We start from the raw sequence: 16,028 nt of genomic DNA, 5'->3' as shown, positions 1-16,028 counted from the left end.
ATGTGCTATAAAAAGAAAGGAAATCCTAATCATGACGCAAGCAAGCCGAATATACTGACTCCATCCATCACCCCAATACAGAAATTAAAAATCTGCCCAATGCGTTCCTAATCGAGGCAAATCCTATCTCTCCAATAATATGATGCAATGTTAGGATGTTTCTCGTGCGCTTCCTCCTAGAATGTTTTGCAAATTCCCATAAACTTCATTATGATAAAGAAGTATGAACGATCGGAGGTAACAATATGAAAAAGGCTAATTTTCTTTCTCTTTTATTTGCCGTTATGTTTTTGGTGATGTCTGGTTTTGGCATTATCATCCCGGTTCTTCCCTTTTTAGCAGAAGAAGTGGGTGCCACTCCTACGCAATTAGGACTGCTAATGGCAACGTACTCTTTGATGCAACTATTATTCGCTCCATTTTGGGGCCAGATGTCCGACCGTTACGGGCGAAAACCAATTTTATTCATCGGCATCGCCGGATTGTCGCTCTCGTTCTTTTTGTTTGCCGTGTCAAAAACACTTACGATGTTATTTATCGCCCGTATTATCGGCGGGATGCTATCAGCAGCTACGATTCCTACCGCAATGGCTTACGTTGCTGACGTCACGACACCGCAAGAACGTGGAAAAGCAATGGGGGCTATCGGCGCCGCTACCGGTCTTGGATTTATTTTTGGTCCTGCGATTGGCGGCATTTTTTCGAAAATAAATTTGCATATTCCTTTCTTTATCTCAGGAACACTATCCGCTGTTACCGCATGTCTCGTGCTTCTTTTTTTGAAAGAATCATTGACAAAAGAAAAACAACCGGCAACTTTAAAAACAAAAGAACCGATATGGTACATACTAAAAGGGCCGCTTTTATTTCTGTACCTTCTTCAATGGCTTATTACTTTTTCATTGGCTGGGCTAGAAGCAACATTCGCTTACTACGCAGCAAAACGCGCAGAATTATATTCCTCGCAATTAGGCTATATTTTTATGATTATGGGGCTTGCAAGTGCGATTGTCCAAGGAGGGCTCATTGGAAAACTAATTCAAAAATTTGGTGAAGGCCGCGTCATTCAAGGCGGAATCATTGTATCAGCCGTTGGATTTGCCCTCATTTTATTCGTTCACAACTTCCTGACCGCCGCTATATTTTTATCGATTTTTGGCATCGGAAACGGTGTCATCCGCCCTTGTGTATCCTCGCTAGTTACTAAACATATATCAAGCGGCCAAGGGCGTGCTACCGGATTGCTTTCTTCGTTTGACTCCCTTGGGCGCATCATCGGACCTCCAATTGCCGGACAGATGTTTACAACAATGATCGAACTTCCATACTTAGCAGGTATTGTATTATCCTGTTTCGCGTTGATCCTTTATCATGTTTTTGCAAAACAGTCACAGCAAGTTTCGTCTTAAGAGGGAAGCTCCCTCTTTTTTGGTTGATTATTTAGAACATAGTGTAATTAAAATATAAGGACACTTCCTTCTTTGTTTGTAAGTTAAAAACCGTGCAAAAGTAGGCAATCGCTATAAAAATTGGTAAGATAAAAGCAGACCATGTCGGGAAAGGAAGAATGACAATGACCGTAAAATTATATTACACTTCTCCAGCAACAAGCGAATGGACAACAACAATAACAAGCGCTCGTAGAGACGGGGATACATATATCGTCACATTAGCCGAAACAGCATTTTATCCGGAAGGCGGCGGACAGCCTTCCGATTGCGGAACGATTGAAGGAATGCGTGTATTAGAAGTATTTGAAGAAAACGAGGAAGTGTATCATTGTCTCCCTTCCTTGCCTAAAACATCCACCGTTCATTGCCAAATCGATGCGGCTCGCCGTCTCGACCATACCCAACAACATAGCGGGCAACATTTATTATCCGCTGTTTGCATAGAGCTTTTTGACGCCCATACGGTCGGTTTTCATATGGGCACTGATGTAGTAACGATTGATTTAAACATTCCTTCTTTATCCGAGCAAGCGCTCACCGCCATTGAAAATCGCGCCAACGAACTTATTTACGCCAATATTCCTGTAGAAACGTACTATGTGACAAAAGAAGAAGCACACACAATTCCGTTTCGGAAGTTTCCCGATATCGAAGGGAATATTCGCGTCGTCGAAATCAAAGGAGTCGATGTCTCAGCCTGCTGCGGAACTCATGTATCGCGTACAGGAGAAATCGGGATCATTAAGCTGCTGAAAACAGAACGTCATCGCGGAATGACGCGCCTGTCATTTGTTTGCGGCAAACGTGCTCTTGGCGATTATCGCATTTCCCATCGTATTCTTACTACCGTTTCCCAACAATTTGGAACAAACCGGGATATGCTGTTAGACGTGCTTGCAAAATGGGAGGACGAAAAGAAAGAACTACAAAAACAGTTGCAACAATGTAAAGAAGTGATGTACGATATCGAAGCAGAGAAAGCGGCACAGCAAGCAGAAAAGGTGATCATTCGCATCTATGAGCAATATACGTTAAAAGATTTGCAAGCAATTGCCAACAAAATTGCAAATCGTTACCATAAAACGGCCGTTTTAGCGACTTTGTTGGAGCATCGCATCGTCATCATCAAAGCTCCTTCCCTTTCACTGCACGTCGGCCAATGGTTGAAGCAAAAGCTAGAAGCAGTGAATGGAAAAGGAGGAGGAAGTGATCGTCAAGCACAAGCAACATTTTCTTCGCTCCATGACATGCACACATTTATTCGCTTATTAGAAACGGAAATAACAAAGGTGATTGCTAGTGATTGATGCCCACCTTCATTTAGATCAATATAACGATATCGAAGAAGAGATAAAAAAATGGCAAGAAGCAGGAATTGCCGCGGTAGTGGCCGTTTCGACCGATCTTCGTTCCAGCTATCGGACGCTCGAACTAAAACAAAAATTTCCTGATTTCATTTATGTGGCGATTGGGTTTCATCCCGAACAGCCTCTTCCATCATCATTAGAATGGGAAGAATGGCTTCGTCTTCTTCAGATCGAACGCCCACATCTTTCTGCTATTGGAGAAGTCGGTCTTCCTTATTATTCTGCTGAAGCTGTTTTACGATTTTCTGATTATCGCGATTTCTTTGAACAAATCGTTCGTACTGCTGCTGCGGCCTCATTACCGCTAGCAATACACGCGGTTTACGACAAAGCTTCAACTGCTTTACATATATTGCAGAAAAATAAGATAAAAAAGGCTCACTTTCACTGGTTGAAAGCGGAGCCGGCGATCATTGAGAGAATTGTAGCATGCGGCTACTTTATTTCAATCACTCCTGAAGTTTGTTATCGCACGCGGGACCAAAAACTTTTGTCCCGTGTGCCAATCAAACAATTGCTTTTAGAGACGGATATATCTTTTATTGCGATCATTCCGATTTTGCATTTAGAACAATGTGTGACTAAATAATATAATCGTTATTAAAAACAAAATGATTGTTTCTTTCCGATTTTTTTCGTAATCTATATGGATAGTGCAACTTTATTGGAAAAGAGGCGGTTTTGATGCAGCAAACGATGACACACAAAGAGAAAATCATACAGCTGCTTCATATTTTTCTACCCGTTTTTATTACTCAAGTTGGTCAATATGCGATGAACTTTGCTGACGTTACGATGTCAGGACATGCCAGTTCAAGTGATTTAGCAGGAGTCGCCATTGGATCAAGTTTGTGGGTTCCGATTTTTACAGGAATGAGCGGCATTTTACTCGCTCTGACGCCAATTGTCGCTCAACATTTCGGAGCAAAGCGGTACGAGCAAATTCCTCATGTGGTGATCCAAACGATGTATTTAGCGATTGTGATCTCCCTAGCCATCATCGCTGGCGGTGCCGCCGCCTTAAATCCGATTTTGAATCACATGAATTTAGAAGCAGAAGTACAACAAGTTGCTTATGATTATTTAATCGCCCTTTCATTTGGCATAATCCCGTTATTTCTTTATTACGTTCTGCGCTGTTTTATTGATGCGCTTGGCCAGACGAAAATTACGATGTTTATCACATTAACGGCACTTCCTATTAACATTTTGTTTAACTACTTACTCATTTATGGAAAATTTGGCTTTCCGAAGCTCGGCGGTGTCGGCTCTGGTTATGCAACGACGATCACATATTGGTATTCGTTTTTTATAGCGGTCATCATCGTCCGCCGATTTCAGCGATTTGATCGCTTTAACCTATTCGAGCGTTTTTATCGTATTTCTTTTGCTACGTGGAAAAAACTATTAAAAATCGGGCTTCCGATCGGTTTTGCGATTTTTTTTGAAACGAGCATTTTCGCCGCTGTCACATTGTTGATGAGCGAGTTTCATACAACGACGATCGCCGCTCATCAAAGCGCAATGAATTTCGCGTCGTTTCTTTATATGATCCCATTAAGCATCTCTACAGCATTGACGATCGCCGTTGGTTTTGAAGTTGGAGCGAATCGTTATCAAGATGCGAAACAATATAGCTTTATCGGCATTGGAATGGCAGTATCAACAGCGATTGTTACTTCGCTTTTGCTTTATTTTTTCCGCGGGGATATTGCCAAAATTTATACGAACGAACAAGATGTGCTATTTTTGACGGAGCAATTTTTACTATATGCGATTTTCTTTCAATTTTCGGATGCCGTAGCTGCTCCGATTCAAGGCGCGCTTAGAGGATATAAAGATGTCAACGCTACATTTTGGGCCGCTTTCGTTTCGTATTGGTGCATTGGGCTGCCATTCGGTTATACGCTTGCCAATTTCACTTCTTTCGGAGCGTTTGGATATTGGATTGGGCTGATTGCGGGATTAGCTTCTGGGGCGATATTCCTCTTTTTCCGCCTTCTCTATGTCCAGCGCCGCTACAAGCATGTTCATCATAATGAAAACGGATGAAAAAAAGCCGGCATTCTCCATTATTATATTTGTGAAAGGTGAAGAGAGAATGAAACGGATTTGTTCATATGAAAAAGAGGCTGTGCGGAAGCCTCTTTTTCATTTATGCTTATTTCAATATTTTCGCTTTTTCTAGTTCACGTTCTTCTTATTTACAATAATCATCGCAGACGGCGTAATTCTCGACCACTAACGTTATATTGGTGATCTCGAAAAGTCTTTCGTAAAAATAAAATGAGGAAGAAGCCGTTGATCGGCTTCTTCCCGATTGTCATGTGTTATCTAGCCGGCAATTAGAACCATGCTGATCCGACAATAATAAGCAAGATGAACAAGACGACGATTAGCACGAAACTACGGCCTTGACCAAACCCGCCATAGCCAAAGCCATAGCCATGGCCGAAGCCGCAGCCGCCCCAGCCGCCAAAACCATAACCAAATGACATAGTATGCACCTCCTTATGTTAAATTTAACGAGCGGTTAGTACCCCCAACCACCAATACATGCGCATCCAACAATAATCAACAAGATGAACAAGACAACGATTAACGCAAATCCTCCACCGTAACCTGCACCCATCATGAGCACCTCCTTCACTTTTGTACTAGTAGACTATTCATTTGGATGGCAAATGGTTAGATATTTTTATAAAAATGGGTGTTCAACACAATGCAAAATAAAAAACGGACCGATATCATCGATCCGTTTTCTATATGCCAAATGAGTTACGATTAATAATTTTATCATGCCATCCTTGCATCCATTTTGTTTTAGAAAAAGAAAAAATGACAAGCGCCGCCCAAATACAGCTAAACGTATATACGTGCGCTTTCGTAAACGCTTCGTGAAACAAAAATATGCCAGACAATAACGTTAACGTCGGAGCGATATATTGAAGAAATCCGAGCATGGTAAGCGAAATCCGTCTTGCTCCTTTTGCAAAATATAAGAGCGGAACCGCAGTTGCCGGACCAGCACCAATCAATAATAACAATTGCCAAATAGTGAGCGTTGATAACAGTGAAGAATGATCATATAAAATAAACAAATAGATGAAAGAAATCGGTGTGACGACCATCGTTTCCACTGTTAAACCAATCGCGGAATCAACGCTTGCCAGTTTTTTCACCAGCCCATAAATCCCGAAAGAAAAAGCAAGCGTTAACGCAATCCATGGAAATGTACCGTATTGAAAAGTCATCACACAAACTCCGATACTCGCAAGAATAAAGGAAATCCATTGCCATAAATTAAGCCGTTCTTTTAACACCACCACTCCTAATACAACGCTGACGAGTGGATTAATATAATAACCTAAGCTTGTTTCCACCACATGCCCATGGGTAACCGCCCATATGTATACAAACCAATTCACGCTGATTAGTATAGCCGCTGCGATTATTCCTCCTGCTAATTTTGGCTTTTTCATCATCATCGAAACCTGTTTTCGCCACGATGCTATTTGCCTCGTTGCAATAAGCAGCACAACCATAAAGAAAAACGACCAAATAATGCGGTGTGCTAAAATTTCCATCGCAGGACGAGACTCCAAAAGCTTCCAATAGAGCGGTAAAATTCCCCACAACAAATAAGAAAACGCCGTATACCATATTCCGATTTTCTCTTCATTTGCTTGACTCAATGCTCTATCCCCTTTTTATTTTATTGCTTTCATTTTACTGATTTATTATAATTCGTTTTCTGTTTTTTTCCAAGAAAAAACGCCTGCAATAAACAGGCGTCTTTATTATTTAATTGCCGCCAACACAATGATGAGCAAAATAAACAATACAACAATCAAAGTAAATGAAAAGCTGTAACCAAAGCGGCCTCCATAACCGTAACCATAGTAATGCGGCGCATATCCATCATAATACCACATCATAATCTCCTCCTTTTTCGTTAAATAACGGCCAAGGCAAGTACAAACAACCATCATTTAAGAGTAAACACCGCTTATAGCGGGCGCCTTCTTTGACGATTCACCGTCATTATATGCATCCGCCCATCATAACGTCCGGGCAAATGCCCAGATTAAGGAGTTCTTTCCGGTTCGATATGGACATGCGTCGCTTCAATATTATGGCGTTTTTTCATCAGGCGTTCCACTTCATCGGCAATTTCGTGGCTTTTTACCACCGTTAAATTTGGATCAACATGTATTGTTACATCAAGGACGACATAACTGCCTAACATTCTTGCTTTTATATCGGCAACGTTCTTTACCCCATCAATGGCTGCGATTTCTTGTTTGTATGTCGTCAACATATGTTCGTCAAACCCATCGGTTAACGTATGGGACGTTTCCATAAATACTTCCCAAGCGGTTTTACAAATCATTCCTCCAATCAGTGCAGCCACAAGCGGATCAAGCCACAATAGACGAACTTGCGCTCCAATAATTCCAACGACCGTTCCAATGCTTACAAGCGCATCGGACAGATGGTCTTTTGCGGCCGCAGCAAGCGCTTGACTATTCGTTCGTTTCGCTAACTGTGCATTAAAATAATATACGGCTATCATTACAAGAGCAGATGCAACAGCGACAAATGCGGCGAAAGGCTCAGGAGCACTTTCTTTTTCGGATTGAAAAACGGAAGAAATTCCTTCAATGATCACATCGATGCCGATGGACATCATCATGAACGCAGCAATTAAGGATGAGATATTTTCCGCGCGTGAATGTCCATACGGATGGTTGCGGTCACGCGGTTTTTTGGCAATTTTAATCCCAATTAAAATCGCGACAGAAGCAAGAATATCGCTAAAATTATTCCATCCGTCCGCTTTGACGCCGTCAGAATGAGCAATAGAACCGACGATGAGTTTGCTTATCGCTAATATTATGTAGCTAACGATACTGACCCAAGCCCCTAATTCTGCTTTTCCTTTTGTTTCCACACATTTCACCAACCTAGCTGTCCTTTCTGCATTTATAAGTGTACCAATATAAAAACATGTAAGTCTATAGCAACAAAGTTGGCTTTTGGAAGGAGTATAGATGTGGACAAACTTTTTCTTACTTGGGTAACTTTTTTGAGTAAAGGCAAACCACTACTGCGTATGATGCAACAGAACGTAAAAAAACGGCCTGCCGATGGTTGCAGGCCGTTTTCTCCTTACATTTTCCTTACGATTTGAAAATACTCTTCTAACGTAATTTGTCTTTCAAACATCACTTTTGCTGCTTTTTTGCCGACATACCGAAGATGCCACGGCTCATATTGGTAACGTAAAAAGATATAACCATATAAAATTATTGAAAAATAGCCTTCTTTCATGTTATCTTTTCTTCATTCTATCATCTAAGTTTTGGTTTTATCAAGAATATCTTTTAAAAACCACACTCTTTCAAGCGCAGTTTCATTCTTCATCTGCTTCATTCGCATGATTCCACTCATGTGATAATCGTCAACATTTACTTGAACTTTATTGTGTTTTTGGCAATTAAAAAATGTATTAAATGGCAAATAAGCATATACAATTATCTGTATAAAATTTCATACCTCTTGTTGCTTGACATGGAGTCTCTGCGGGCGCTCGAAATGAACTTGAATAATCTTAATTATACATTCGATTCAGGAGGTATTTTCTTTTGGATTACTTCATTCTGCTAGGCGTTTTTTTATAAAATGATAAATTATAGGGTCATTACTTTGAAAATACTTATTAAGGCATGATATAAAAAATCAACAAAATTATAATATTGATAGGGAGACTAATTAACAAAAACAATCCTATATAATTTTTAGGACTAGAACCTTTTTTTGTTATAGCAAAATACTCAACACCCAAATTACTGATTGTAATTAATAAAACAAAGATGGCATAAAGCAAAACTTTTTCCTTAAACATGCTTGTGAAAAGGGGAGAAAAGATAATTAGAAAAGTGAGTTGCTGAAAAGTGCCTCGAGAAAAAATATCTACCTTTCCACCCAGAAATGCTTTAAAGTCACTTTTGCTCATATTATCCCCCCTTACTATCGTAATATTCTTTATTCAACTATTGATGCCCTTTAGCTCAATAAAAAGGATGAATCGCTTTTTGAATTAACGCACCCAATATTAAATTTGATACTTCTTTCTGCTTCTGATAAACGGTCTAATCTTTAAATTAATCCTGTTCGTTTGGGAAAACAGCAATATTAGAGTCATCGAATGTCTTATCAAGCGTAATGTCATGTACAAATGTATCTCCCCAATTCTGGGTTTCCACTTTGGTGTCTTTTGTAGTCGTTATTCCCAGTCCTTTAAGTATTTCTTCGAGTGATTTGTCGGTTTCAACTTGAAGATGAACTAAATTCCCCTGATAAAAGGTAGCTGTAGCATATGTAAACAATTCGGATTCTCCATATGTTAAGTAATCCACGTTTATGGTCGAACCATCTTTCAACTGAAACTTTCCATTCTCATACTGTTTTTCGTTAGGATCGAGCTTAAACCGTTTATTAAATTCGTCTTTTGTCAAAAAGGTTTCGTTGCTTATCTGCTGTTCTATATCCTTTTTAGTTTGTTGCTGCTTATCAGTTGTTCCCTGCTGCTTTTCTTGTGTATCCCCCTCTTTCTTCTCTTCCTGCGTAGCTTTTGGTTTTGATATCGGTTGTGCTTTCTGTTCATCGTCGCTGTTCCCAGTCACACTTCCGATAATAAATAAAACCACAAGGATGGCCCAAAACCACCATTTTTTCCATATGTTTTTCATTTTAGCACCCCCTTCCATCCATTGGTATTGTCAAAAGTTTATCCTCCACACTCACTGTTTTTCATTGAGTTTCAACGGTTAGAATAAAAAAAGCTTGCCACCCCCGTTGTTTTAGGCCATCATTGAGGTAACCCCACACCCAACACACCAAAACAAAGGAGTGACAAGCTTGTTACCTCAATTATTAGCCTATTTGCTCGAAATAATCAAGTCCCAACATCAAATCATTGTCTATTTAATTGGTGCCTTATTAGGAAAATCCTTAAGCCGCAAAGACATGGACGAACCGGTTCGAAAACCGTACCGAAAACTTCAAGTCGATGACCTTCCCATCATCGATGTCCCAGAAACACTCGACTACCGGCAGCTTTTAGCCGACTACGAAGCCCGGCACGGCCGTCCGTTGCCGCCGATCCAACGCCGGGACAACGCTAAACACCGTGTTCCGGATTCGTTGACGTGTCCCCGTTGCCAGGCGCCGTCATCCTACCTGTACGCCAACAACGGCGGAAAAGGGCAGTACCAATGCAAAGTGTGCCAATGCCGGTTCAACCATCGAAATCGGTTCAAAAAGCAAGCGGTCTTTCGTTGCCCGCACTGCTTCCAAACGCTTGAGAAAATCAAAGAACGCAAGGACTACTACATCTACAAATGCAAGAACAACGACTGCCCGTTTTACCAAAAGAACCTTCGCCGGATGAGCCAAAAAGAACGCCAACGGTTCCAGCAGAACCCTCAAGCCTTCAAGGTGCGGTATCTGTTCCGTGAGTTTTTGTTTGACTTTCAACCATTGGCCCCATCGTCGCCGAAAAAGCCAAAGGTCGATTTGTCTCGTCTGGCGGTGTCGTCGCACACCCTCGGACTCGTGTTGACGTACTACGTTAACTATGGGATGTCCTCCAGACAGACAGCCGGAATCATGAAGGATGTGCATGGCGTGTCGATCTCCCATCAGACGGTACTCAACTACGCCAATAGCGTCGCGCTCATGATTCAGCCGTTTGTCGACCGGTTCCCGTACGAGCTGTCCGGCTCGTTCTGTGGGGACGAGACGTATATTCGCGTGAAAGGACGCTGGCATTACCTGTTTTTTATGTTTGATGCCGTGAAAAAAGTGGTGTTGTCGTATCGCGTCTCGCCCCACCGGGATACGTTGTCGGCCATCCACGCCATCGATGACGTCCTGCGAAAGCTGCCGTCCATCCCGGACGATTTGTCGTTCGTCGTCGACGGCAATCCCATTTACCTGCTGGCGCAGCACTTTTTTGCCCAGCACGGGATTCCGTTTGACGTCCGCCAAGTGATCGGACTGACCAATGAGGATCCGGTGTCCGAGGAGTTCCGCGCGCTCAAACAAATCATCGAGCGATTCAACCGGACGTTTAAAGGCAACTATCGGCCGACTCACGGATTTGGCGCGGAAGAAGGCTCGGTCTCCTTTGTCACGCTGTTTGTAGCGTATTTCAACTTCCTGCGCCCGCACGGTGCACTCGAAGGCCGGGTTCCTGTCGTCATCCCGGAGCTCGCCGACCTGCCCCATATGCCGGCCCGGTGGACGAAGCTGATCGCCATGGCTCAAGATTTCCTCCAACAAGAGGCAGCCTAACTTTTTTGTCCGCCGGAGCCCATGGATCAGAAGAACAGCCGGATTCGTCGAAGCGAACCCTTGACCAACCGAACCTCGTCAAAGGTAAAATTCGGTAAGGGCAAGGGCGGCTTTCCTATGCCCTCTTTTTTGTCCCCGTCGCCCTTGACGTCCCTTTCACACCTTTGGCGGGTGTTGGTCAAGAGCGAATCCGGCTCCAAGGATGCCTTACGATGCTCCATGGGATGGCGGATGTGGAGTTTTCATAAAACTTTTGACGCTACCCATCCATTATACTGACAAGTAAAAGTAATGAAAATAAAAATGCCCATCTACTCTGTAACATCAAGTACAGTTAAACAATTTTTAGCACTTTGATATCAATGTCTTATATTTAATACTATACATTATATTTGGTTGTTTTTTCATAAAATTCTAAAAAGAGGGTTCATCACCAAAAGATGTACTTGATTTTTACGTTAAAATGTGATAGAGGTCTCTAGACGGACACGCAAAGTAAAACGCTGGATATTTCGATCCCCATATCCTCGCCTTTTGATCAATTTTATTTTGTTGTTGATTCCTTCCATTGGACCATTTGAGTAAGAAAAAACGATGCAAGAAAGCACTGCGTCTCTTCGGGTGATGAGTGCCTTGGCAATACTGCGTACGGCGGCACAGTCGCTAAAAAGTACCGGTCAAACCATTGGGTCAAACGAGTTTCGGCTTGCTTTCTTGTTTGGCTTTTGGATACGTAACGGAAATGTTGAAGTGCTTGATAGACATCACGTCAATAAGCACTTTCTTGGCACCATTGTCGAACTTCCTGTCTCTCTTCTTCTGTTAATTTTTCTGGACGTTGGCTTAACCATCGGCACACGCGGCGAACGCTTCCATGTTTGGTTCCGCCTTTGGCAAGGTATTTGCGACAACGTTCCAGTGCATCGGTGAATAACTGAATCACATGGAAGTGGTCAAGAACATGGATGGCTTTTGGACATACCTTTTCAATGGCTTTTCTCATGGCAGGAGCCAAGTCGCTGACAACATACTTCACTTTGGAGGCGACGGGTTGAAGCGCCTCCACAATGGCTTCTTCATTTTTTCCAGAAGCAATGGAAAGGACATTCCGAGTCTGTGTGTCCATCACCGCTGCTCCGTAATCATGTCCCTTTCGGAAAGCGAATTCATCCACACATACTACTGTAGGATTCGATGTTGGTAAAAGAGCCGGGGCATATTGATAAAACCAGCGTTCTACTGTCGTATAGGCGAGTTGTAACAAGCGAGCGACTTCTTGAATCGTTTTTCCGATGCATAACTGGGCGACCCAATGTTGAAACGATTCCGTCGCGATACTGTGAGACGGAAGTCCCGGATAAGAAACGGTGAACGTCAGAAAACAGGCTTGGCAACGCCGTCTTTCTATGGGAAGTTCAATCCAAAATAAACCGACCGTATTGGTATAGCCATGAATCCATTGTTTTCGTTTCGATGATATTTTGGTTGTCCGTCCGAAGCAAGTCGGGCAGATCGGACAATGAGGAGGGAGGGAAAGTTCAAAAATCCATCGTTCTCCCTCTTTTCGTTCTCCATGAATAAGAAAGCCTGGTAAAGTGATCAAATCTTTGATAAACTGAGATTGCATGCGAAATTTCCTCCATGTTTGATGGTTTGGTCACCTTTACCATACAGGAAATTTCGCATTTTTTGTACCCTTGATCAGAAAACAACCTGATTGTCAAGTACATTTTGTGGTGAAGAGCCAATTAAAGATATTTTTGTATTTATTTGGGGGTAATGGAAAATGAAAAAGATGTCAAGTCAGTATTTATACACCTTTTTATTAGTAACTATTATTTTGTTATGGAGTTATGGATGGGTTCTAACGAAGATTGGATTAAGTTACATGGGACCCTTTACATTTGCGGCTTTACGCTTTTTACTTGCTTCATTTGCGATGATATTAGTTTTATTTTTTTTAAAGCCCACTAGACCAAAAGGTACAGAATGGATTATCCTTTTTATAGTGGGTTTGTTACAAACAACCGCCATGTTTTTATTAATCAATTACGGAATGATGTTTGTAAATGTGAGCAAATCTTCAATACTGATTTACTCGATGCCTATATGGAGTGGAATCCTCGGATATATCTTTCTTCATGAATCATTAAACTATTACAAGGTAATTAGTCTTGTCCTGGGTATTTCTGGTTTACTATCCATTATTGGGTTTGAATTTTTTACTATTCAAAACAAAAGTGTCATTTTCGGTGAATGTTTACTTTTACTAGCTGCTATTTCTTGGGCTGGGGCAAATGTAATTGTTAAAAAATATTTTAGCAATCATAATAAAATTATAGTATCAACCTGGCAAATGATTTTCGGAACCATTGGAGTAGTAGTTGCCGCCATTCTTATGGAGTGGGGTCAACCTATACAGTTTACACCTATAAGTATTTTTATTCTGATATACACAGGAGTTATTGCATCCTCATTCTGCTTTACATGTTGGTATGTGGTGTTAACAAAGCTTGATACTACAGTAGCTTCTATTTCCCTATTATTTGTTCCTCTTGTGGCTATTTTTCTAGACTGGTTGTTACTCGGAGAAAAAATGACTGTTAATATTGCAATTGGAGCATTGTTGGTTACGATTGGTGTTTACTTAGCAACCGTGGCTAAACCTAAAGAAAGGCGTAAAATAGAACGATTTTCTACAAATATAAAAAGCTAAGCAAATTGTCGCTTAGCTTTTATTATTGGACTCTATATTAAACGTTGGAGTGTGAGCATAACGTAAATTATACGCAATTTAAAATGACGCTTTTACGATACACTCGCCCCCTGATGTTTCAAGGGGGATGATTTCTGGATAAGTTTGGAATGCAACATAATCAAGATTATAAGCAGTAAATTCCATCGTGTTGCGTTCGAACAGTCCATAAAACAAAACTCCACTAACTACTTATATAACCAATAACAAAAGAGGTTAGAAAAAGAGAAATACCACCTAAAATCAGATATTTTTTGTCATTCCATTTAAAATAAAAGATAATACTTAATACAGTAACAATAAAAAAAATCAAACCAACAACCCAAATCATCTTTCTTTCCCCTACCCCGTTATTCTAGCAATAAATCCTCCTACTAAATACCCTGCTAATAAAATAATAAAAGATGCCCCTACATAAAATCCTATTCTAATAAATGTATCCTGACGGTTAACAAAATCGATAATTAAATCCAATACTTTCATATTGAATTCCTCCATAAATCTTTATTATTTATACAATAACATTAACATAAAGATAGGTACCGTCAAGAATTTTGTGTAATGTAAATGGGGTAGGGTTTCTCTGAAATGGATTTGAATTGATAGGGGACTGATTTTCTCCACACAAGAGACTGAATATTCAGTCTCTTGTGTGGAAAGGGAGAATCCCCTTATTTTGTTTATTTACAATATTTGGTTAACAATAACGTTCTTCAAACATTCGTTGAAGAGCTTCATGCGCTTCGGCAAATCCTCGCAACTTTCGCCCTGCCCATTTCTCATTAAAATCTTGAATGGTCAAATACACGATTTTTTCAGCGGCTTCTAAACTATTCAAACTGTTCATCGGTTTTAGGCGTTTCCGAATCTCCTTGATCGTTCGTTCGATGGCATTGGTCGTGTAAATCACACTTCGAATACTGCTTGGATCATCCATAAATGTAAGGAGGACATCCAACTCATTGGCCCAAGATTGAACTTCTCTTGGATATTTGCTGGACCATTTCGACTCAAACTGTTGAAACATTTGTAACCCATCTCCTTATTCGGCGCGCGATGAATCAGCTTGAGATCCTCGGCCACTTCGAATTGGTCTTTTTTCCGAACACGATGGAGCGTGTTGAGGACTTTGTGAACGACACAACGTTGCACATCGGCTTTCGGACAAACCGCCTTAAAGGCTTCCTCCAACCCCGGTAGTCCATCGAATACGCCAAGAAGCACTTCCTTTACGCCCCTGTTGTATAGTTGTTGAAGAATTTCCTGCCATACATAGGCGCTTTCCTGTCCTCCCACAAAGAAATCAAGAATTTCGCGATATCCTTCTTCGTTCACCCCTAACACCACATAAATGACTTCTTTCTCCACGGTTTCGCGACGAAGTTTTACGTATAAACCATCCAAATATAAGACGGAATAACGCTTGTGCAGTGGACGAGTGTGCCATTTCTCGATGTCTTCCTTCACTACATCGGTAATACGGCTGATGGTTGCAGGAGAATAGGCATTGCCTAAAATTCGTTCAATAAACTTGCCAATTTCACGCGTGCTCATGCCACTTTGATACATCCTGATGATGGCTTCCTCCAGCCAGCCGGTGTGCCGTTGGTAAGGGGCAAACAACTGTGTTTGAAATTCCCCGTTTCGGTCTCTTGGAACCAAAAGACCCTCAATCCGGCCATATTGCGTATCTAGATTTCGTTGATAGTAGCCGTTTCTCCTATTCGGCGTTCCATCCTGTTCGATTTCGAGGAAATTCTTGATTTCTTCCCACATAATCAGCTCTAATTTTTCCTTTACAAACTGACGAATGACACTTTCCAGTTGATTTGCCCAGTCGACATTCGGTATACTTCTTTTAGACATAGGTAGGGTACTCCTTTCTCTAAGATTTTTGGTCCAAATCAGAGAATACCCTACTTTTTTCTTTTGTTCTAGCAAAATGCTTTACACAAAATTTTATACATCATCACGAAATTTCAGGCATCGTCAATGGTGAAAGGTTTATCAGAATGATTGCGGGTATATTTTTTCGTTTTTGTTTTAGCCAAAATAAAATACGCCTTCTTTCATGTTTTACAACATGAAAGAAGG

At 41.2% G+C, this 16,028-nt stretch carries 15 protein-coding genes and 3 pseudogenes; 6 read left to right on the top strand and 12 right to left on the bottom strand.

All coding sequences use genetic code 11. From position 1 onward, the window contains the following. Positions 1-245: 245 nt before the first annotated feature. The 4 genes from FNL97_RS08160 to FNL97_RS08145 all read left to right on the top strand — a co-directional run bounded on the left by FNL97_RS08160 (position 246) and on the right by FNL97_RS08145 (position 4,870). Positions 246-1,409, top strand: coding sequence for a tetracycline resistance MFS efflux pump (locus FNL97_RS08160; protein ID WP_015864029.1), 1,164 nt, complete (start codon positions 246-248; stop codon positions 1,407-1,409). Positions 1,410-1,573: 164 nt separating this feature from the next. Beyond that, positions 1,574-2,758, top strand: a complete 1,185-nt coding sequence (locus FNL97_RS08155; protein WP_143415422.1) for an alanyl-tRNA editing protein — start codon at positions 1,574-1,576, stop codon at positions 2,756-2,758. Continuing rightward, entirely contained in the window at positions 2,751-3,407 is a 657-nt protein-coding gene (locus FNL97_RS08150) for a TatD family hydrolase (RefSeq protein WP_143415420.1), read from the top strand. The genes FNL97_RS08155 and FNL97_RS08150 overlap by 8 nt, the downstream gene beginning before the upstream one ends. Before the next feature lie 95 nt (positions 3,408-3,502). Then, entirely contained in the window at positions 3,503-4,870 is a 1,368-nt protein-coding gene (locus FNL97_RS08145; RefSeq protein WP_062677712.1) for an MATE family efflux transporter, read from the top strand. A gap of 293 nt (positions 4,871-5,163) precedes the next feature. Here the strand turns inward: FNL97_RS08145 and FNL97_RS08140 are convergent, their stop codons facing one another. The 8 genes and pseudogenes from FNL97_RS08140 to FNL97_RS08105 form a co-directional block, all read right to left on the bottom strand. Continuing rightward, positions 5,164-5,316 carry a YjcZ family sporulation protein gene (locus FNL97_RS08140; protein WP_143415418.1) on the bottom strand — a complete coding sequence of 51 codons (153 nt, stop codon included), beginning with the start codon at positions 5,314-5,316 and terminating at the stop codon, positions 5,164-5,166. A 35-nt stretch (positions 5,317-5,351) separates the two neighbouring features. Then, entirely contained in the window at positions 5,352-5,450 is a 99-nt protein-coding gene (locus FNL97_RS08135) for a YjcZ family sporulation protein (RefSeq protein ID WP_073967981.1), read from the bottom strand. Positions 5,451-5,580: 130 nt separating this feature from the next. Beyond that, positions 5,581-6,513 carry an EamA family transporter RarD gene (gene rarD, locus FNL97_RS08130; RefSeq protein ID WP_062677714.1) on the bottom strand — a complete coding sequence of 311 codons (933 nt, stop codon included), beginning with the start codon at positions 6,511-6,513 and terminating at the stop codon, positions 5,581-5,583. 105 nt (positions 6,514-6,618) lie between these two features. Further along, positions 6,619-6,753, bottom strand: coding sequence for a sporulation protein YjcZ (yjcZ, locus tag FNL97_RS08125; protein ID WP_143416302.1), 135 nt, complete (start codon positions 6,751-6,753; stop codon positions 6,619-6,621). 152 nt (positions 6,754-6,905) lie between these two features. Then, on the bottom strand, positions 6,906-7,784 hold the full coding sequence (locus FNL97_RS08120; protein WP_062677715.1) for a cation diffusion facilitator family transporter: 879 nt from the start codon (positions 7,782-7,784) through the stop codon (positions 6,906-6,908). A gap of 206 nt (positions 7,785-7,990) precedes the next feature. After that, positions 7,991-8,101 (bottom strand): annotated as a pseudogene (locus FNL97_RS08115) (D-alanyl-D-alanine carboxypeptidase family protein); the annotation flags it as partial. Positions 8,102-8,540: 439 nt separating this feature from the next. After that, positions 8,541-8,837, bottom strand: a complete 297-nt coding sequence (locus FNL97_RS08110; protein WP_062754767.1) for a hypothetical protein — start codon at positions 8,835-8,837, stop codon at positions 8,541-8,543. 148 nt (positions 8,838-8,985) lie between these two features. Further along, positions 8,986-9,573: a hypothetical protein gene (locus FNL97_RS08105; protein WP_143415416.1), complete on the bottom strand. Its 588-nt coding sequence runs from the start codon at positions 9,571-9,573 to the stop codon at positions 8,986-8,988. A 169-nt stretch (positions 9,574-9,742) separates the two neighbouring features. On the opposite strand from FNL97_RS08105, the gene FNL97_RS08100 reads away from it, so the two are divergent. Then, positions 9,743-11,179 (top strand): DDE-type integrase/transposase/recombinase, encoded by a 1,437-nt coding sequence (locus FNL97_RS08100; RefSeq protein ID WP_143415414.1) that lies wholly within the window; start codon positions 9,743-9,745, stop codon positions 11,177-11,179. A 458-nt stretch (positions 11,180-11,637) separates the two neighbouring features. On the opposite strand, the pseudogene FNL97_RS08095 reads toward FNL97_RS08100, so the two are convergent. Further along, a pseudogene (locus tag FNL97_RS08095) lies at positions 11,638-12,806 on the bottom strand (ISL3 family transposase). A gap of 159 nt (positions 12,807-12,965) precedes the next feature. Between FNL97_RS08095 and FNL97_RS08090 the strand changes: the two are divergent. Then, positions 12,966-13,895 (top strand): DMT family transporter, encoded by a 930-nt coding sequence (locus tag FNL97_RS08090; RefSeq protein ID WP_100660200.1) that lies wholly within the window; start codon positions 12,966-12,968, stop codon positions 13,893-13,895. Between the two features lie 223 nt (positions 13,896-14,118). On the opposite strand, the gene FNL97_RS17970 is transcribed toward FNL97_RS08090, so the two are convergent. From FNL97_RS17970 to FNL97_RS08085, 3 genes and pseudogenes are all read right to left on the bottom strand, one after another. Continuing rightward, on the bottom strand, positions 14,119-14,265 hold the full coding sequence (locus FNL97_RS17970) for a hypothetical protein (RefSeq protein WP_012749539.1): 147 nt from the start codon (positions 14,263-14,265) through the stop codon (positions 14,119-14,121). 11 nt (positions 14,266-14,276) lie between these two features. Then, positions 14,277-14,417: a hypothetical protein gene (locus FNL97_RS17965; RefSeq protein WP_012749540.1), complete on the bottom strand. Its 141-nt coding sequence runs from the start codon at positions 14,415-14,417 to the stop codon at positions 14,277-14,279. A gap of 214 nt (positions 14,418-14,631) precedes the next feature. Continuing rightward, positions 14,632-15,800: pseudogene (locus FNL97_RS08085) on the bottom strand (IS256 family transposase). Positions 15,801-16,028: the final 228 nt, after the last annotated feature.

This window comes from Geobacillus sp. E263, from assembly GCF_007197795.1.
Lineage (GTDB): Bacteria > Bacillota > Bacilli > Bacillales > Anoxybacillaceae > Parageobacillus_B > Parageobacillus_B toebii.
Note: the sequence above shows the minus strand (reverse complement) of the source record. Positions and strands in the feature narration are given on the sequence as shown.